At 56.6% G+C, this 17,182-nt stretch carries 28 protein-coding genes and 1 pseudogene; all 29 read right to left on the bottom strand.

Going from position 1 to position 17,182, the window contains the following annotated elements; all coding sequences use genetic code 11:
• Window positions 1–11 precede the first annotated feature (11 nt).
• Complete coding sequence (locus QFZ36_RS02415) at window positions 12–389, bottom strand: hypothetical protein (protein WP_306633616.1); 378 nt, start codon at window positions 387–389, stop codon at window positions 12–14.
• A 67-nt stretch (window positions 390–456) separates the two neighbouring features.
• Window positions 457–624: a hypothetical protein gene (locus tag QFZ36_RS02420; RefSeq protein WP_306633618.1), complete on the bottom strand. Its 168-nt coding sequence runs from the start codon at window positions 622–624 to the stop codon at window positions 457–459.
• Window positions 621–749, bottom strand: coding sequence for a hypothetical protein (locus QFZ36_RS02425; RefSeq protein ID WP_306633620.1), 129 nt, complete (start codon window positions 747–749; stop codon window positions 621–623). The genes QFZ36_RS02420 and QFZ36_RS02425 overlap by 4 nt, the downstream gene beginning before the upstream one ends.
• Before the next feature lie 56 nt (window positions 750–805).
• Window positions 806–1,786, bottom strand: coding sequence for a DUF932 domain-containing protein (locus QFZ36_RS02430; RefSeq protein ID WP_306633622.1), 981 nt, complete (start codon window positions 1,784–1,786; stop codon window positions 806–808).
• A 109-nt stretch (window positions 1,787–1,895) separates the two neighbouring features.
• Window positions 1,896–2,057: a hypothetical protein gene (locus QFZ36_RS02435; RefSeq protein ID WP_306633624.1), complete on the bottom strand. Its 162-nt coding sequence runs from the start codon at window positions 2,055–2,057 to the stop codon at window positions 1,896–1,898.
• A 165-nt stretch (window positions 2,058–2,222) separates the two neighbouring features.
• On the bottom strand, window positions 2,223–2,360 hold the full coding sequence (locus tag QFZ36_RS02440) for a hypothetical protein (protein WP_306633626.1): 138 nt from the start codon (window positions 2,358–2,360) through the stop codon (window positions 2,223–2,225).
• A gap of 10 nt (window positions 2,361–2,370) precedes the next feature.
• Entirely contained in the window at window positions 2,371–3,306 is a 936-nt protein-coding gene (locus QFZ36_RS02445) for a CHAP domain-containing protein (protein ID WP_306633628.1), read from the bottom strand.
• The gene (locus QFZ36_RS02450) at window positions 3,303–3,437 is read right to left on the bottom strand and encodes a hypothetical protein (protein WP_306633630.1); all 135 of its coding nucleotides are present in this window, start codon (window positions 3,435–3,437) and stop codon (window positions 3,303–3,305) included. The genes QFZ36_RS02445 and QFZ36_RS02450 overlap by 4 nt, the downstream gene beginning before the upstream one ends.
• Before the next feature lie 97 nt (window positions 3,438–3,534).
• Window positions 3,535–3,846, bottom strand: coding sequence for a hypothetical protein (locus tag QFZ36_RS02455; RefSeq protein ID WP_306633632.1), 312 nt, complete (start codon window positions 3,844–3,846; stop codon window positions 3,535–3,537).
• A gap of 9 nt (window positions 3,847–3,855) precedes the next feature.
• Window positions 3,856–4,932, bottom strand: a complete 1,077-nt coding sequence (locus QFZ36_RS02460; protein WP_306633635.1) for a hypothetical protein — start codon at window positions 4,930–4,932, stop codon at window positions 3,856–3,858.
• Window positions 4,932–5,144, bottom strand: coding sequence for a hypothetical protein (locus tag QFZ36_RS02465; RefSeq protein WP_306633637.1), 213 nt, complete (start codon window positions 5,142–5,144; stop codon window positions 4,932–4,934). Before QFZ36_RS02465 ends, QFZ36_RS02460 begins: the two co-directional genes overlap by 1 nt.
• A 7-nt stretch (window positions 5,145–5,151) precedes the next feature.
• A complete protein-coding gene (locus QFZ36_RS02470; protein WP_306633639.1) occupies window positions 5,152–5,613 on the bottom strand; it encodes a hypothetical protein in 462 nt (153 codons plus the stop codon).
• A 5-nt stretch (window positions 5,614–5,618) separates the two neighbouring features.
• Entirely contained in the window at window positions 5,619–6,137 is a 519-nt protein-coding gene (locus QFZ36_RS02475; protein ID WP_306633640.1) for a Gp37-like protein, read from the bottom strand.
• Window positions 6,055–6,621 carry a hypothetical protein gene (locus QFZ36_RS02480; RefSeq protein ID WP_306633641.1) on the bottom strand — a complete coding sequence of 189 codons (567 nt, stop codon included), beginning with the start codon at window positions 6,619–6,621 and terminating at the stop codon, window positions 6,055–6,057. Before QFZ36_RS02480 ends, QFZ36_RS02475 begins: the two co-directional genes overlap by 83 nt.
• A 47-nt stretch (window positions 6,622–6,668) precedes the next feature.
• Window positions 6,669–7,523: a phage distal tail protein gene (locus QFZ36_RS02485; RefSeq protein WP_306633642.1), complete on the bottom strand. Its 855-nt coding sequence runs from the start codon at window positions 7,521–7,523 to the stop codon at window positions 6,669–6,671.
• A complete protein-coding gene (locus QFZ36_RS02490) occupies window positions 7,516–8,994 on the bottom strand; it encodes a hypothetical protein (RefSeq protein WP_306633644.1) in 1,479 nt (492 codons plus the stop codon). Before QFZ36_RS02490 ends, QFZ36_RS02485 begins: the two co-directional genes overlap by 8 nt.
• A gap of 219 nt (window positions 8,995–9,213) precedes the next feature.
• Window positions 9,214–9,549, bottom strand: coding sequence for a hypothetical protein (locus tag QFZ36_RS02495; RefSeq protein ID WP_306633646.1), 336 nt, complete (start codon window positions 9,547–9,549; stop codon window positions 9,214–9,216).
• Window positions 9,549–10,535, bottom strand: a complete 987-nt coding sequence (locus QFZ36_RS02500; protein WP_306633648.1) for a phage tail tube protein — start codon at window positions 10,533–10,535, stop codon at window positions 9,549–9,551. The genes QFZ36_RS02495 and QFZ36_RS02500 overlap by 1 nt, the downstream gene beginning before the upstream one ends.
• Complete coding sequence (locus QFZ36_RS02505; RefSeq protein WP_306633649.1) at window positions 10,528–10,701, bottom strand: hypothetical protein; 174 nt, start codon at window positions 10,699–10,701, stop codon at window positions 10,528–10,530. The genes QFZ36_RS02500 and QFZ36_RS02505 overlap by 8 nt, the downstream gene beginning before the upstream one ends.
• Before the next feature lie 39 nt (window positions 10,702–10,740).
• A complete protein-coding gene (locus tag QFZ36_RS02510; RefSeq protein WP_306633650.1) occupies window positions 10,741–11,172 on the bottom strand; it encodes a hypothetical protein in 432 nt (143 codons plus the stop codon).
• Window positions 11,173–11,625, bottom strand: coding sequence for an HK97-gp10 family putative phage morphogenesis protein (locus tag QFZ36_RS02515; RefSeq protein WP_306633652.1), 453 nt, complete (start codon window positions 11,623–11,625; stop codon window positions 11,173–11,175).
• A 2-nt stretch (window positions 11,626–11,627) separates the two neighbouring features.
• Complete coding sequence (locus tag QFZ36_RS02520; RefSeq protein WP_306633654.1) at window positions 11,628–11,948, bottom strand: hypothetical protein; 321 nt, start codon at window positions 11,946–11,948, stop codon at window positions 11,628–11,630.
• Window positions 11,948–12,328: a hypothetical protein gene (locus tag QFZ36_RS02525; protein WP_373427093.1), complete on the bottom strand. Its 381-nt coding sequence runs from the start codon at window positions 12,326–12,328 to the stop codon at window positions 11,948–11,950. Before QFZ36_RS02525 ends, QFZ36_RS02520 begins: the two co-directional genes overlap by 1 nt.
• Before the next feature lie 12 nt (window positions 12,329–12,340).
• Window positions 12,341–12,475 (bottom strand): annotated as a pseudogene (locus tag QFZ36_RS20910) (phage head-tail connector protein); the annotation flags it as partial.
• Between the two features lie 54 nt (window positions 12,476–12,529).
• Window positions 12,530–12,823, bottom strand: coding sequence for a hypothetical protein (locus QFZ36_RS02530; RefSeq protein ID WP_306633658.1), 294 nt, complete (start codon window positions 12,821–12,823; stop codon window positions 12,530–12,532).
• 22 nt (window positions 12,824–12,845) lie between these two features.
• Window positions 12,846–13,913, bottom strand: coding sequence for a phage major capsid protein (locus QFZ36_RS02535; protein ID WP_306633660.1), 1,068 nt, complete (start codon window positions 13,911–13,913; stop codon window positions 12,846–12,848).
• 22 nt (window positions 13,914–13,935) lie between these two features.
• Window positions 13,936–14,919, bottom strand: a complete 984-nt coding sequence (locus tag QFZ36_RS02540) for an HK97 family phage prohead protease (RefSeq protein ID WP_306633661.1) — start codon at window positions 14,917–14,919, stop codon at window positions 13,936–13,938.
• 31 nt (window positions 14,920–14,950) lie between these two features.
• Entirely contained in the window at window positions 14,951–15,772 is an 822-nt protein-coding gene (locus QFZ36_RS02545; protein WP_306633662.1) for a phage head morphogenesis protein, read from the bottom strand.
• Entirely contained in the window at window positions 15,730–17,133 is a 1,404-nt protein-coding gene (locus tag QFZ36_RS02550; protein ID WP_306633663.1) for a phage portal protein, read from the bottom strand. The genes QFZ36_RS02545 and QFZ36_RS02550 overlap by 43 nt, the downstream gene beginning before the upstream one ends.
• Between the last annotated feature and the right edge of the window lie 49 nt (window positions 17,134–17,182).

The following is a 17,182-nucleotide window of genomic DNA, read 5'->3' on the forward strand; positions in this document are numbered from 1 at the left end:
ACTTAATCAAGTTAATCTGCAATGCCAGAGAACCGGTTGATAAAGTCTTGGTAGTCGAGCTTCTCGTTGAACTTGTAGCGGTTGAACTCCGCTAGCGCCAGGCGTTCCGGGTAGTGCTTCTCCAGCATCCGCGTCCACTCGATGGGATGGAGCCCGTACCAACGGTGATGCCCGGCGCACATGATGAGGTTGTTGTAAGGTTCGTATCTCATATGCAGGATGGCGCGGCCGAAGATGTGGCACCACTGGAGCCCTCCCCCGCAGCTGATGGAATCCAGACCGGCTGCTTCACAGTAAGGCGTGAGGTTCCGGTAGTAGGCGCTAGCGAGTTTGTCGCACTTCGCTTTTAGAGTGGTGCGGGTTGGTTTTTTAGGCTTGGGAATTGCCATTGAAATACTCGTTATGATTTCAGTTTAACCCAAGTTAAAACCCCCATATCGCTGGGGGCGGGCGTTTTTAGGTGGAGAACCTTTGCAGAATCTCCTCATAAATAGCGAGGGATTCCCGGTTCTCATCAGTCGGTTCTTTGGTCCGCAACTTCTCGATGATGTTACCGAGATCGCGCTTGATGACCCAGTGCGGGTCGTAGACGGGCTGGGGCCGAGGAACGTAGTCGTTCATCACTTCTCACCCCCTTCAGCGGGAGTGTCTTCACGCTCCAGAAGGAAGCGCAGGAAGGCGGCCTGATTGTCGATTTCCCGTTGCTTACGCGGGGACACCCAGTCCAGCAGTTCTGAGTTATCAGCCATTACTACTCACCCCTTTCAGGCAAGATACGCCCGGCCAATCAAGCCAGACGAAGGATTCAGGCAAGGTAGGCGAAGGTCTTGTCGGCGGCTTGTTTGGCCCGGCCGAACAGGACGTTCATGGTGCGCTTTTCTTCCGTGGACACGTCACCTTCGTTGTAGCGGGTGTTCCAGTCCTGGTACTCCGCTACAGCGTTGAGAGCGCCGTACTTCGTGTAGCGCAGGCCGTCATCGATGGTCGGTGAGGATTCCAGCAGACCGATCATGGCGTACTGCTCCCGCGAGAACGGGGCGGTTTCCTTGGGGGTCTTCGGGAACAGCTTTCGAACCATGTCCTCAAACTGGCGCTTGGTGAAGTCCTGGTCGAGCAGATCGTTCATCTGGCTCTCGAACTCGTCGGCGTACTTCCAAGTGAGGTTCAGCGTGCGCCGGGCCTCATCAATGGAGTTGAGCGCGGAAGCGGTGTGCTTGACGCTCCAGGACTGAACCGCGGCTTTGAGGCCGAGGTTGAGCGTGTTCATGCAGACTTCCCGGATGGGGGTCGCATGGACACCGAAGCGCAGGCTACCGTCGTGAGAATTCACAAACCCCAGGTACAGGTGAATCGGGTCCGCGCCGCCGATTTGAATATCCTTGGGCACTTTCGCCATCAGGGTATTCACTCGGCCGCCGGCCAGACTCATTGCTGTCTCGAACAGGATGGGAGGTTCTCCCTCTGCCTGCTCGAACTCCTTTTGGGTCACGTCGAGAAGACTGAAAGCGAAGTCGACCAGCTGGTGTGGCTGAATCGGGGTGTAGGTGCCGCCCATGATGGACAGCAGCGTGTTATCCGACAGCCGGACGATGCCCTTCTTGTCGAGGGCCATCAAGCGTTCGCCGTTGGGCAGCGGTACTTCTACAGGCAACTCCCCCACTTCCCAGTTCAAGCCGGCCGCTTCGAGCAGCTCCTGCTTGGACTTCGGGTAAGCGGGAAGGACGTTGCCAAGTCCGTGCCACGGGATTTCGCGGACGGACATCATGTTCTCTACTTCGTGGGCCATGCCAGTTCCAATCTGTTTTTGGGCGCACGGAAGCGCCGCTTTGGTTGGGACATTGATGTCCCTACCTGGAGATGGGGGGTTCAATTCCCCCGTTTGTTTGGGAGAGGAATTACCAGCCGCCGCGGGCGCTGGCAGACCATTGGGCGGGCAGGAAGCCGCCGCGGGTGATCCACGTATCGAGTGCTTCGAAAAGCTCGACAATCCGTTCGGTGTTATCGGGCTCGGTGGCAATACATTGGCGGAGCACTCTGAGAGTTTCAGTAGGGTCCATTTATCAGCTCCTAGCTTTCAATGTGCGGGTGGGGACGCCATTACTATGAGCCGAAATTGCTTCTGTTAAAAGGGCACAAAAAAGCCGCCCAGATAAGGCGGCTGATTTGGATACCTAGCGTGCTAGGTGATTTACCTGCACTCACACTGAACTCCGCTTTTGACTTTAGCGCGGAAACCACTTGTTGAGAAGAGCAATTACCGGACGGCTGAGGATATCAAACACCAGCTTGAAGGCCTTATACAGGCCGTTGGCTTTGATTTCTTCGTTTACGCGGTTAATGTCTTCCTGCGATAGGGCCATGGTAACCTCCTTATTTGTTGGGAACGTTAGGGTTGAGCGCGTCTTTGACGGTATTGAGCAAAGTCACGGCGGCCAGGACCGCGGCGGCCAAAACAGCGTTGTCAGTCTGGAAGTTCTGCAGCGCCATGACGACGGGAGTGACCACTGTGGCGGCGACGCCGAGAACTGCCCGGCCTTCGGTGGTGCCGAAGAAGTCGCGCACCTGCTTGGCCACATTTGCCCACTTGGACTCACTGGGAGCCGCAGGAACTGCGGGAGCAGCCGGGGTGGTAGAAGTAGGCGGCTGAAGCACTGGGACGGTTTCTGCGGGCTTTGGTGCGTTCTGGAGAGTTTCTATCTGTTTGGTCAGGCCGTCGATGGCCTTCTGCTGCGCCTGGGCTTGGTCGGTCAGGTCAGCCACTACCGTCTGAAGGCGTAGGCCGGTTTCCTTCCACTGCACCAGGTCATCAATTACTGCCTGCTGGATGATCACTGCGCCTGGGGCGGTTGCCCTGGCCTTCCACTCCCGTAGGTCTGCTAATTCTGATTCGTTCACTTCTTCACCTCCTTGATTATTTTTTGATCGCATCCAGCCTTGGACGTTCGAGTAGTTCGGGTGCTCCACAAGACGGGGCTTGCTGCCCGTAGGATTGTTCTGTTCGAACAGGGTGAAGCCGTTGGTATCCGCGCTAACTATCACGCCGGTATGGCCGAAACCTCCGCCCCAACGGCCGTTGAAGCACAGCACGTCGCCCGGTAGCGGATAGTTCGTTGGGTTGTTGAGGAACACATCGAAGGCGTTCAGGTCTGCATTGTTGAGCAAATCCTTGGCGTGGCCCCAGGTATGCGGCAGGCCGCGTAGTTCGTCCCAGACTTGGACTAGCCCGACGCACTCGCCCTTGTTTTCAGGAGTGTTACCAACCCCAGCGACCCCGGTGTACCTGTATATGAAACCTTGCAGGGTCACGACTTTGGCCGGTTATAGAAAGAGATGCGCTGGTTTATGTCGTCGAGCTTGGCGCCAAGGGCCGCGACCTGATTCATGATGGCCGAGTGAGCCTCACCTTGAAGCCGCTGCACACGAAGCAGCTCGTTCATCTGGGCTTCTTGATCTTTTTTGCGACGCCGGCCAAGCATGGCGCTAATCCTCTTATGTAATTTCAGTATGTAGCTTGGGCTAGGAATTACAAGAGGGCTATTCTTTGTGGTCTTGAACAGCCTTTCGCAAACTGCCATTGAGGTTTTTCATAAATTGGAGGGTCTCTTTGCTGGCACTGGCGGTGACTTCGCTGGACCTTACTAGTTTGTCGGTGGCAATGGTGTTGCGGTCTATAGACTGAATCTGCTTAGTGGAGTTGTCCGAGAGCTTGTCGATGGCTGCGGTCAGTTTGTTGTGCGCCTCATCGCGGCGCTGGTTCTCGGCCTGCTCATGCTTGAGGAACAACATGACGATGACGACGAAGGCTCCGAGCTGACCAAACTGGGTGATGTCGACGTTGCTGGGCATTGGACTTTCCTATGCGGCCTCGAAGGTGCCGCTAAACTCTATTTCGTCTCCCGTTGCCCAAGCAAAGGGAATTGCGGCGGACGCGGTCGTCGTATATAGGTAAGTCACGTCAGCCGCCAATACTTTGATAGCGCAGGTAGTTGTCGAGGCCCATTCGACCTCGCCTTGATAAGCCCTGATTCCCGCATCCAGAAGAGTTGCATGGCCTAGGGGCTGAGCTACCGAAGTTCCTGCGTAGGCTGCCGAAGTTACGGGCAGGCTAAAAATTAGGTCGCCAGAGATTGCACTGGTCGAGCCCAGTATCAAGGAAACTCGGAAGTTGACGGTCTTGCCTATCTGCTGGTATTTGCCGGTCAGAGTTCCATTTCCTAATGTGATATTTGTTAGTGTCGGCGTGTAGCTGGTCCAGGCTGCGTTGGCCGCGAGCTTGGCATTCGTGACCCCCAGGTTGGCCAGCATGGCCGTGCTGACGCTCCCCGTATCCGTAGTTGTAACCACCGTCCCGTCGGCCTGGTTTGGTACGAGATGTCCCACCGTATTCAGCGCTCCACCCCACAAGTACGGCATTGCATTAGCCGCCGGCGTCCGCAGGTCAGTGATGACAGCGTTGGTGATGCTGCCCAGGGCGGCGGTCAGGGAAACGCGGGCGAGCTGGATGTAAGGATTGCCCGCCCCGACGCTGGCCTGGATAGTGGCGCCTGATGGGTCGCTGGGACTGGCGGCAGCAGTGCCGGGAACCACCTTGATCTTGAAGGCTCCCAAGTTGTTCGTCGTTCCGGTCGTGATTAGCGAAAGGTCGATGTAGGCCACCACGATGTCTTTGCGCGGGTTGGTCGGGTCAGCCGTGGTGACGGTCGAATTGATGATGGCGTTGGTATAGCCGAAGTAAGGGACCGCCGCGGTAGTCACGAACAGCGCCCCGCCGTAGGAGGAGGAATCGATGTTCACGTCGACGCTCATGTTGGCGCCGGCAGCTCGTTGGGTGACGTTGAGGGCGCGGGTATAGCCAGGCCGATACAGGTGAAGCATCCACTTCAGGAAACCTTCAGCGTCTACCGCTCCGCCGCCGATTGCATTTGATGCCACTAATTAGGTTTCCTGCTTATACTTTGTTCTTTCTTGACTGTAGCAAAATCGAGCTTCCCTGTCTTTAGCTTCTTATGCATATCTGCCCAGCCTTCTTCGGTAGTCTCGATTTCAGCCTCGGATATCATGCCAATGACTTCCAGTTTCATACCGGGCTCTTGCTCGACTAAGACCGGGCCGTCAGCGGTTTGGACTATAGTTCGCTTCTTCATATGCCTCCTAAAGTGATAAATCTTGAGCGGGATAAACGACCTGGAAATGCATGTAGATGGTATGGCTTACGCCGGTCTTGTTCTCGATGCGGTAGACGTAGCTCTTGTTGCCCGCGCCGGTCTCATCACTGCGGGCCAGGTCGTATAGCTGGCTGACATCCAACATGCCTGGTGTGATGCTCGCCCCGTACGGCCAGGCATAGTTCGGGTTGAGGTCGTTGTCGATGTAGAACGTACACTTCACCTCGCTGAGGTATCGCCGCTTCACTCCGGCGTACATGTTGAAGATGACTCCCCCGACCATCCCCGCCGTGTAAACCGTCGTCAGGCTGCCGCCCAAGGATTCCACTATGTTCATGTTGTCCGCGCCGAGGAGTTGGGCCGACTTCAGCGCTTCTATTTCCTTGCGCATTTCTGCCAGCTCTTTGATGAAGCGCTTTTCTGGTGTATTTTCTGCGTGGTTGATCATATCGCTTAGCGGCTGAGATACAGCCGAACATCCTCATCGTCATTCTCATCAATTGTCAGGTCAATGCGCTCTACCCGGTACATAGCGTTGATGTTTTCCTCGCGGATAAGCACCTTCACGTAGTCGCCGATTTTGTAATCGGTGACATATGGAGCGACATTCCCGTTTACCTGGATGGTCAAGATTTCGACGGCTGCGCTGACCGCCGCCAGTTCGGCGTTTCCGTTATCCGTCAGTGTGTCGGTATCGGACACGGAGCTTTGCAGCAGCTTGGCTTCCAACACCTTGAACCTGATCTGCGATTCGAGGTCGTCGACCGTGACCCGGGCGGAGCCCTCCGTGCCAGAACCAGAGCCTAGGACGCGGAGGTGATTGGCAGTGTACGAACCGTCCTCGTCCAACTCATAGCCACGGATGTTGCCGGGAAACTCAAACACCAGCTCAGGCCGCTGGGAGCCTATGGCGGCGTAGGTGTTGAAGACCTTGTTGTAGGTGAACTCGAAGTCGAACGGGGCAACCTGCAACCCTGGTCAGTCGCTGCAAGGAATCCTTAATTTCGTCATCAAGATACGTGCGGTCATGCGTGCCGACGGTGGCCAGCGTCCCGATAGTGACGCCGAAGTCCCAGTTCGCGCCTTGGGCCTGAGATTCCGTGATGAGGGTTGCCGCGATGGTCGTGGCCTGGGCGCCGGTGAAGATGCGCTCGGCATCAGTGAAGCGGCGCTTGAAAAGGTTGAGGAAGCCTGTCGCCTTGGCCTCGATTTCTTGGCTATCCGGCGTGACTCGCTTGCGCCGTTTCAGGAGCTTTCCACCGCACAGGTAGGTCTGGCCCCGCCGGATTCGCACCTCCGTGCTGTTGGAGACCAGTAGTGCATTAGGGTCCAACCCGGCCAGGCGGCAGTAGTTGTGGAACTGATTGCGGTCGAGCGTCCAGCGGATATCTTCAGCCTCGTTACGCGATAGGGCGACGTGGCGGCCACGCGCCCGGCCGCCCAGGTCGGCCAGCATAGTGCCGCCAGGGCTCCAGAGTTCGAAACTGTACTTCGATGGCTTCATTAGATGCCCACATAGGCGACGTTGCCCGTCACCTCCATCGTCATGCCGTCACTGCTGGCCGAAGTGTTGAACTGGACGCTCGTGACCACGCCGGCCTCAACTGAGAACCAGTCGGAATCTACGTCCTTGTAGCTAAGCAAGTTGGTAGTGCCGTTCAGCACGATGGTCTTGTTCTTCATATCAATGACGATCACGTCCGAAGACAAAGTGGTCGTGTAGTTGAGCTTCATGTTTTTCCCCCGGCTGGCCGAGTAGATGTAGGGGCTCGTTCCCACTCCCCGCAGCGTGATGATGGGCCAGACATCAGCGTTGCCGTAGTTGTAAATCGAGGCGCTGCCGCCGGTGCCTGTACCGAATTCAAAGGTGGTATCGAATGTCAGCGGAAAGCTGACCGTGCCGCCGCTCGGCCGGGTCACAGCCCCGCTCGTGAAGGCAGCTCCATAGATAGCTGGATCAGGGCAGACGATGCTGATGAAAAACTTCCCGTAGGTCGGTCGTTTAGTTTCGACCTTGAAGCCCTTTATCTGGCCGCTGAACGTATAGGCCACGCCGTCCAAAGTGGTAAAGCTGAAAGGCGTCATCGTTGGGTAGCCGTAGCTGTCTTTGCGGATGCGGCACATGTACGCCAGATTGCGCCGGGCTTGGTGGTAGTCCGCCGCGTTAGTGGCCGAGACGATGCCGGACAGCGTCACGAGGCGTGAACCGTAGAAGGCAGCCCCCACACTTCCCCCATCCTCGCCGGCGTTCTCAGATGCGGTGACGCGGTACGGCGGAGCGTCCAGACCGTCCACGTCTGTTAGGACGTAGTTTGTGGCATTCAAAATGGCGAGGGTGTCGACGGAGAAACTAAGCATTAGCGAGTCCCCAGGCCAAGCGGGCGTTAGCTTCATCCATATCGATTGGGCTGTAGATGTGGTTCGTGTTGTTGATGGTTATGCCACCACCGCCCATGAGCGGCAGCCCCGTACTTTGATCAACTTGGCTCCGGGGCACCACGTATTCGCCCTTGTGAACGATGCCCGCCACCTCATCAGCGCCGCCCTGGCCAGTAAATCCGCCGGTTGCGAAGCCAGGGATTTTGAGGGCTTTGCCAGCACTGCTTATCCCGGACTGAACACCTTTGATGCCTCCAAAAGCGTTCATGACCTGATTTATCAGGCCGAGGATGGTGTTTAGCGGCCCTAGGAACGGCCCCAGCAACAGCCCCCCAACTTGAGCCCAGTTATCCCTTATGAAGTTTGGAACGGAAGCAATCGCACCCTTTACGCGGTCCATATTGAGAGCGACGGCAACAGCCAAGCCGACCACCGCAGCGATGCCGATTCCGACTGCTGCTGCTGTGGCCGCTGCTGCTGCACCAAAGGCGATGATGACCACGCCGACGATGGCCGCAATGGAACCTAGAACAGCGATCATCGCCAGGAATACGCCACCCGCTATCAGGATGGTCCCCGTCAGTCGCTGGTGCTCCTGCACCCATCCAGCCAGGGAAACGATTATCGGTGTGACGGCTTGCAGTAAAGGCAGGAGGGCAGTTTGCAGCGCCGTGCCGATTTGCTGCTTTAGGACTTCCGTTTGAGCCGCAGCTTGCGCTTGAGAACCGGCGAACTGTCTGGTGAGCCGGTCGGCATCACCTAGCTGAGCAGTTGTTTCCTTGACGATGCCGCCGAAGATGGCTTGCCTCACTCCCGCGTCGGAGCTGGCCTTCATCAGGTCCTGGGCGGAGTATCCCGCCTCCTCCAGCATCATGGACAAGTTCTTCGTGACGCCGGCGTTGTCGACGAGTATTGAGTTGCCGTTCTTGATACCTTCAGTGGCGCTCGCAACTGCCTGACCGAAGCCCAGCGAGGCTTGCCGGCCAAAGGCAGCCGAATCCTTGAAACGCTCCATCAGCTTGATGGATTCAGGCAGACTGAATCCGGCCGCCAGCAGGTTCTTCAGGCCGGTGGCCGATTCGGCGACGGTCATCAGACCGTCCTTGGCCAGGTTCTGCGCTGCTCGTTTAGCGGCATCCGCGTCGTGCCCGAAGGCCCGGGCAACCGAGCTAAGGCCGGTCAGACCGCTCTGCAGGCGATTAGCAGAATCAATTGATTGACCCATAAAGCCAGCCAGCTGATGCACCGCAGCACCCGCGCCGGCAGCAACGGCCGCTAGGGGCAATACATTGTTCTTGAACCCGTCGATGGCGGTCGAAGACTTACTGCTTTGAGCGCTTACGCCATCAAATTCAGAGCCGGTTCGATTGAGTTCGCCTCGGACTTTGTTCAACGTCGCCGAAGCTTCGTCGATCGCCCTTACAACAATTTGTAGCTCACTAGCGGCCACTCATGGTATTCCTGCTTATTTCTTGCTGCTGCCGCTGTTCAAGTTGTTGTTGGACTTTGGCTTCTGCCCTAATCTTAACCGCAATAACTTCTAAAAACCATTGTGGCTGTTCATAGTATTCCCAGAGCGTCCAGCCGTAATCCTTGCAGACCATGGCAGCGAAAAGGGCCGGATGTAGTTCTCCTGAATGACCCTTCAATAGCGATTTGTAATCGCTCTCTAGTTTGTGGAGGTCTTTATCACTAAAGGGTTTTGGATCTTGTCGACCTCCGCCTTTATGAAGTCGTAGTCGCCTTCCGGCAGGTCGAGTACCGCGTCGAGCACGCCCTCAGACTTGCCGTCGACGGATAGGACAATCAATTCCAGCGCCTTGTTGGTTGCAGCCAGGGCAGCAGTGCCGTCGAACTTGGTAGCTTGCTCAACCGACACTTCGGTCACGGACGACAGCATGACGGCTTGAACCTCTTGCTTGATGCGCCCCGTGATGTAGCCGCGCAGCACAACCTTCTTGTGCAGTATCGGCGTTTCGATTTCAATCGTTTCCTGGAGTTCCATTAGTAGCTGGCCACCGCATTAGTGAGGACGGCATTCCAGGAGTAGCCGTCCGTCAGGCTGTAGAGGGCTTGGAAACCGATGGATTGCTCGACGATGCTGCCGAGGCCCTGGTCGGTTCCCCAGTCGCTGAAGTTGACCTTCGGGAAGATGAAGACGAGCTTGGGATTGGCAGCGGCGCCGATGGTTACGTCGGTATTCACGAGGGTGATGCTCATTGCCTGGTTGGTGTTGGCGAAGAAGGCATCGTGATGAGTGGCAGAGTCGAAGAGCGCGGTGAAGTCACCTTTGATTTCGACCTCTTTGGTATGAATCTTGCTTGGGTCATTGGAACCCAGAGCGTACCAGGGCTCAGCGTTCTTGCTGACGTTGAACTTCACGTCCTTCAGGGAGATGGCCGTGGCTCCAGACAGACCGGCGACAGTGGAGGCTAGCTTCACACTGATGTGCTTGGCCTTGAACTCGTTCTCAGCGACATAGGCGACGGTATTGCCGGCTGAAGTCGTGGGCTTCTTAGAAATGAAGTCGGCAGCCCAAGTGGCCCACTGCCCAACAGCTGCTTCAAAGTCGAAGCTGCTCATCACGCCATAGGCGTAGCGCTCGTCGCGGAGGGCATCCTTCAGGGCCAGTGTCAGGGTCAGCTGCTCGGAAACCTGGGACTGGCTGTAGGTATGGTCCTTGATGGTGGCATCCGAGTCAGCGTTGTCCGAACTGACGGGAGCGGCACCGAAGGCAGAGGCGAGAATGAGGCCGATGGACTTGTCGCAAATCTTTCCCTTGATTTTGCCCTGACCGTAGTCGCGCATGATTTCGGCCGAGTTGTACTTGTCCAGTACACCCAGGGCCGATTCGTTCATCTCTTTGTCTGACTTCTGCATGAAGTCCGCTTCTAGCTGCTTGGGCCAGTAGGTAGGGGCTACAGCTGTGCCGGCCGTGCTTTCCTTTCCAATGCCGTAGGCAACCTTGCGACCAATTTCACTGTTACTCATTCACCTGCTCTCCCTTGTTTATGATTCCTAATTCAGCGGCCCGCTTCTTTTTCGCTTGCTCGATGGCCTCTTCGATAGTTTTAGCCTCGGTCGGATACGGCCGATTTTCCAGCATTACCGTAAAGGGCTGGAGTAATCCGTTGCGCTGTAATTTCCGTTGGGCCATTTATTAGTAATCCTTTTGCTTAGTATCGTAATTAATTTATTACCTAACGTCTACGTCTTTCACTGCCGCTAATCGGATTTCCGTCGCCAGTACTAATCCCTGACCAGCTTCTTGCAGTGTCCATTCCATCGGCACGGCTTTGAGGAAGTCACAGCTGGCATTCAAATCCTCGGACTGATCCAAGGCGTCGAGCACGGCGTCGACCAGGTCCCGCATAATATCGAAGGCGGAAGCCCAGTTGTTCTGGTCGACGTTGTAGTACAGCTCCACCATGAAGCCGTAGGCCCTTTGGTTCTGGGTAGAGGTGAAGACAGTGCTCTCAACCGCTGTCGGCACCACAGAGGCCGCAGGATAGCCCTCGAACTCATTAGTCGGGTACTCGACCACTTCCGTGAATGCTGCACTTCCTGACTGCTGTACGCCTTCCACGATGGTTTTTATCTCATTGCTGATGGTGCTTAGATTGCTCACTTACTTCCCTCCGATGATGTTTTTGATTGCTTGGTCGAAAGCAGCGTTGATGCCAGGGCGGGAACGATCGGCGGCGCGATCCATAAACTGATTCGGACGCTGGCCGCGGCTGCTGCGAGCGAACACTGCCCCGCTTCTCCCCCGCCAGGCCATCACCCGGACCGGTCGGATCATGGCGCGCTTGGGGCCATAAAGCCCAGTGCCTTCATGCACATAAAGCGCGTATTTCACACCTGGGCGGATTACCACTGCATTGGCGAGACGGGTTATGCCGATGGAGCTGCGGAGCTGCCCCTTGTCTATCGGCGCTTCCTGCCTGGCGTTGCGCTGAATCAGGATGGCGGAGTATTCCAGGGCCTTGGCTGTCTCAGCACGGGTGCGCTGTGGCGCTTTAGCGAACAGCGATTCAAGCTCGGGGAGCCCCTTGACCTCAATCTCAATGGTGCGGGCCATGCTTAGACCCTCTTGTCGTCAGCCAGCGTGAGCTTGAGATGAGGGAAGTTGCCGACGTTGTTTCGGCGGATGCCCCGGACGAAGTAAATCGTGCCGTTCTCATCGGTGAGGCGGTCACCCTCCAAAATGTCTGCCGAGATGTCGGTGTAGCAGCGGAAGGCCTTGCTATACGCTCCCCCGCCGCCCTGGCCAGCTACAGAATCATCGAAGGGGCGGATAAAGCACGGCACAGCGCTGCCGACATCTTGGTACGTCTTCTTGATGCCAGTCGTAGCGGTTGGCCGGGAGACGGTGACGCTTTGAGTAAGCAGCGGCGTGAACACTAGATGTTCCTCACCCGGTAAGCGGCCAAGACTCCCAGCTCATCTGGCGAGACTCTTTGAACGTGATACTCAATGGAATAGTCGTCCAGGGATTCCTTGGACACGGTGTTGTCCCGGTACAACTGGCTAGCCAGGCGAATGGCAACCATTTCGATATCCCTGGGAGCTGCGCCGGTGTCATAGGCGTAAGCCACTTTCACAAAGGCATAATTCAGCGGCAGTAGCAGCCGGCCGTTGCTCGTCCACTCGTAGTCATCGACACCAAGGGTTTCCCAGGCGTCCGAGCGCACGTCCCGCACTTCCACCGTGGTGATGGTGGTGATCCCTGTATTCCGTAACCAAAGACGCTGGCCCTGGCCCTCGTGTAACTCGGCGGCCACTGTCTGAGCCGTGTCGGACCAGGAGCGCCCAGTGTAGGTGTTTATCCAGGCACTCACCCGTGTCAGCAAATCAGTCAGGTAAGTATCCTGAGCCGAGTCAGTGATTGTGAGGGCGCTCTTTAGCTGGGGAAGGGTTGCATATGACATTGATTTCTTGGTTCCTCACCGCTGCCCTCGCTGTGGACGGCAGGGCGCGAAGAACTAAGCGTTCTTTTCGGCGGGCTTCAGTCCTTCGCCTTTGACGGCTTCGACTTCAGCATCTTCGGTCTTGCCGCGCTGGGCTACGAGAGCTGCAGCGTGGTCTTTGTTGGTCTTGTCGAACTTCTCGACCTTGACCTCAATGCTGTTTCCGTCCGCGTCTTTGCGGTTCGGATCGAGCAGGGCCTTGGCTACATAGGCCGGAACGGTGAACACGTCGCCCTTGAAATAGGGAGTGACGGTGCCGGTAGCGAGGAGCGTTACTGGCGTCAGGTCTTTTTCTTTCTTATCTGCCATTGGTAGATATCTCCGTTAGTTACTATTTGACGGCGGTCAGCTTGGCGAACGCTTCGGTGATGGTCAGCTGGCCATCCAAGCGCTCAGTGACCTTGACGGCGGCGCGGTGCTTCTCGAAGCTAGTGCCTTCCTGAGTCGATACTTCAGCCGATACTTCCTGGCGGTCGCCGATGTAGTAGTAGCTGATATCGCCGAACCAGATTTCGGACTCGTTTGTTCCAGCGCCCAGGTTGGTCGGAATGTCGTTCTGAGTGATGACGGGGCGGTTGAAGAGCGTTCCGACGCGGTTGTCGCCGGCGTTGAAGGCTTCCTCGAACAGGTGCTTGCCGTCGGTCGAGCGCAGGTTGCGTACCAACTTCAGGATGCTGTCGTTCAAGACAAAGGTGGCCTCGGTGCGGTACTGCTCAGGCAGTGCGTGGATCAGGTTCACGATGTCGGTCGAAGCGAGACTTGCGCCGGCCTGAGCGACGCTCTGGCTGATGGTGTAAGCGCGGAGACCCTTGGGCTGGCCGGTGCCGGAGCCCGTCATGTAAGCGGTGTCCTCGGTGCGGCCGAGCTTGTTGGCGAACTTGCGGATGACCAGTTCGGCGATGCCCTCGTTGATGGCAGCGTCAGCCAAGAGCTGGCGGCTCATGCGGGACAGACCGGCGAGCAGGTTCACGTTCAGGATTACCTGGCCGAAGGTCGGGTCGCTCTGAGTGATCGTGGCCAGTTCAGTCGTCCAGTTCACGGAGACATCGTTGCCTTCGGTCTGGATTTCCATCTTGTCGCTGCCCATCGGAATGATGGTGGCGTAGTGCTTCAGGTAACCGACCTTGAACTTCTTCTCGACCAGGGTGTTGTAGAACTCGGTCGGAACCAAGTAGCCACCGTTGGCGTCAGTCGAGATGGACAGGTCTTTGGTGAAAGCCGGGTCCATCAGGCTGCCGAGGAACTTCACGGAGGCGACAACATCAGCGTTGGGGGTCCGGCCGGCGGCGATCTTCTCAGCTACTTCTTTGCGCTCAGCAACGGGCAGCTCTTTCATCAGCTTGGCAACTTCTTCAGCGACAGTCTCGCTTACTATTGATTTGAGTTCTTCAGGTTTCATAACCTCTTTCTCTAGTGATTAATTAGTCGATCTTGCCGAGTTTGTAATCAATCTCGGATTTAACGCCCGCTCGCACAGCTTCGCGGACTTCATCGGCGGTCAAGCTCTTGATTTCCGGTTCAGCTTCGCCCTCGGCCTTGTCTTCAGTTTCGCCTTCAACTTCGGTGCCATCAGATGCCTCTAGCTCTGACTTATCCTCAGTTACTTCAGTTGCTTCCGCAGCGTCAGCTTCGGTTTGGTCGTTAACAATTTCAGCAGGCTCTTCCGCTTTAGCGGTTAGCAGTTCAGTCAGTGTCTTTACTTGGGTTGTGAGCTCGGTTACGGCTTCTTTTAATTCCATGTCTTCATTATCAGAATTTTCGTCTGATTCCGTCAATGCTTTTATTAGTTTGTGCGCTTGGCTCATCATGGCTTTGCGCTCATTTTCGGAGAATGTGCCGTCTTTGAATCCCAGGACTAAAGCCTCGGGATTAGCGGGGACGGTTACGCAGGACACTTCCAGCAGTTCGCACTTGGTGAAGGTGTAGCCGGTCATCCAGTCGCCGTCGTACTCCAACGGGATGAAGCCCACGCTGAAGGCGCGGAGATAGCCGCCCTTGTAGAGCTTGAAGATCGTGTCGGCCCACTCGTACTCGTCCTTGGTAGCGAACTGTGCCTTGAAGGTTAGGTTGCCGTCCTTGATGCCGACTTCGAGGGCTTTAGCCACTGGCGGCATGGAGTAGTTATGGCCCCACGGCACGACCGGGTTGCCCAGGAAGCGCTTCAGCTCCCAACCGGCCTGTTCAATTACGTCGCCGTAGGAATCTTTGGCCTTGGTGGAACCGATGAATTCGATCGTGCGGTCGTCTTCGTTCAGGCTCTTAATCTGGAACGGAATAACCGTCCGGATGGTCTCCGGCTTTTTACCCTCAAGCTCTTCTAGCTTCTGCTCAATTCGTACCGATTTGCCGAATACGGAGGCTGTGGCTTGCTCCCTATCCTGCTCTATGCCGGCGACTGTCTTCATTTATGCTTTATCCTTGTTACCTTTAGCGCAATCATAATTCATTCACGTCTTTTAGCACAGGCAATAAGGTGCAGCGGCAGTTGGAATGCAAAGGCGGCCCTTCGATATGCTCATAATTCAGCTTTAGTGGCGTATCAGCTTCGTCTGGTTGAAACTCATCGCCCTTATTGAAGTAGCGGCCAGTCAATTCCACGACCTTGCCGTCCATCGGGCCGCAGTACGGGCAGACCCGCTCATCCTTGGCGGTGAACCATTCCTTGGCTTCAACTAGGTCTGATTGCTTCCAGGCGGCCTGGGAGGCGAAGTTGTTGGCGCGGATGGTCTCAGTCCTGGCGATACGGTCAGCCCGGAAACCAGCGGCGGCACCGTAGACCCGCTCGACACGGGCCGTCAGTTCAGCGATGCTCTCGCCTTCAGCTAGGCCGGCAGCCAGTTCCGTCCGCAACTGCTTGTCTGTCTCGTCCTCGATCCCCCGGCTGACCTTGCCGTTGCGATTGGTGATGAAGTCAGTGACGTAAGGGTCTTCGTAATCAAAGCCCGCTAGTCCGATGAGCAGCATGGCCTCCTGGCCGGCCTCCCGGACGTGGTCGGTATAGATGGGGGCGAAGAATGCGACCAAGCGCTTGAGGTTGGCTTCCTTATCGAACAGGGAACCGGGTGCCCGTTTGAGTGTTTTGTCCTCAGCGAGAGTGGGTAAGTTCTCCAGTACCTCCACCTTCTGCATATCAAAATGCAGCCGGGCTTTCATCAGGAACCGGGACTGGTAGCCGTTGGAGAGTTTGGTCTGGATGCCGTGAAAGGCGTCGCCGATTAGCTCGCGTTCGTCTTCGTCTTGGTAGAGGCTTCGAGCCACTGTTTTCCCAGGCTCTTCTTACCCTCAGTGTCATCGGCCGGAAGGTCCACTGGTACGGGCTCCGGCGGCAAGATGGCCTGCTCTATCGGCCGCAGCGTGTTCGGTACGAACAAGGTGTCTCCCCCGTTGATGCCCTCATCCCCCAGCTCGGCTCGAATCTCATTCACTGTCTTGTACAGGTTGATGGATTCCTTGCGCTCTTTCAGCAGGAACTCTTTGTCCTCCGGCACTGGGTCGGTAAAGCCGATGATGAGCTTGGCGTCGTACTCCGGGGCTAGGCGGTGGTTGATGATGGAAGCCTTGCGGGCCATGAGCGGGCGGACAACGCGCTTGGCGTGGTTGTACTCAGCGGCCTCCATATTGGAGCGGCCGTCACCTTCGATGAGTCCCAGCATCACGCGGGAAACGCCGAACATGGCCAGTATCTGATCGCGGTTGTACTTACGGCTCTCCAGGAAGTCCATTTCCTTCTGAGTCATGGTCAACTTGTTCAGCTTCAGGCCGGCTTCGAGAATGGCGACCTTGTGAGAGTTGGAAGTGCCCTGATACTCGTCGTTCCACTGCTCTTTCATGCGCTCAAAGACTTGAGGAGTCAGCGTGGAATCTGTTTCCAATGCCAGGTCGGGCCGGGCGGAGTTGAAGAAGAAGTTCCGGTTCCAGTCAGCAGCGTGAGCGTCGGTCTCGATGGCCCTGGCAGCGGCGCGGACGACGCTCATGCCGCGGTAGATGTTGTTGGGGTCGGTCAGCGGGAAGTGGACTACGTCAGCGGCTTCCCAGGGGATGTCTTTACCGTTTACGCGGTAGACCCAGCCAGTGACAGCGCCATCGTCGCCGACGACGTGCTTCATCAGGTGCGGCATCATGGGCCACAGCTGCTCCGCCTTGCCCAAGCCATTGCGGAGGACGCCCCAGAACGCCTCACCAGCCAGGACCATATGCAGGTCAGTCAGTTCCTGGAACCGTTGGCCGTCCATGACGACGTTGGGGTGGTCGAGCAGGTCGAGCAAAATGTGATTATCCAGCTCCTCCAGCGTGGGCTGAGAGCGCAGGAACGCCTTGTAGCTGCCCTGGTGCTTCAGCAGACGGCCGGCCATCTTTCCGGTCTTGGTGCTGCCGCGGTTGGCGTAGGCGCGGTAGTCGATTTGAGACGTGTCTTTGGCGATGGTGGAAGCGGCGGCATAGACCCAATCCAGGTACTGCTGCATATAGGCGCGGGTGTTAGTGAGTTTCGTACCGCCCCGGTTGAACAGGCTTGAACCGCTCGTCCATAATTCATCCAGCGTCATTGTGGCGCTCTTCTTCTTGCCCAGCTGGCCGAGGGTGCTGACAATCAGGTTTGAGGTTAGTTCCTTTAAGCCCATATTTCCTAGTGTTTAGTTATTTCTATACTAATGTTAATTCTAATGTTTT

The organism is Pseudarthrobacter siccitolerans (assembly GCF_030823375.1).
In the GTDB taxonomy this organism is placed as follows: domain Bacteria; phylum Actinomycetota; class Actinomycetes; order Actinomycetales; family Micrococcaceae; genus Arthrobacter; species Arthrobacter siccitolerans_A.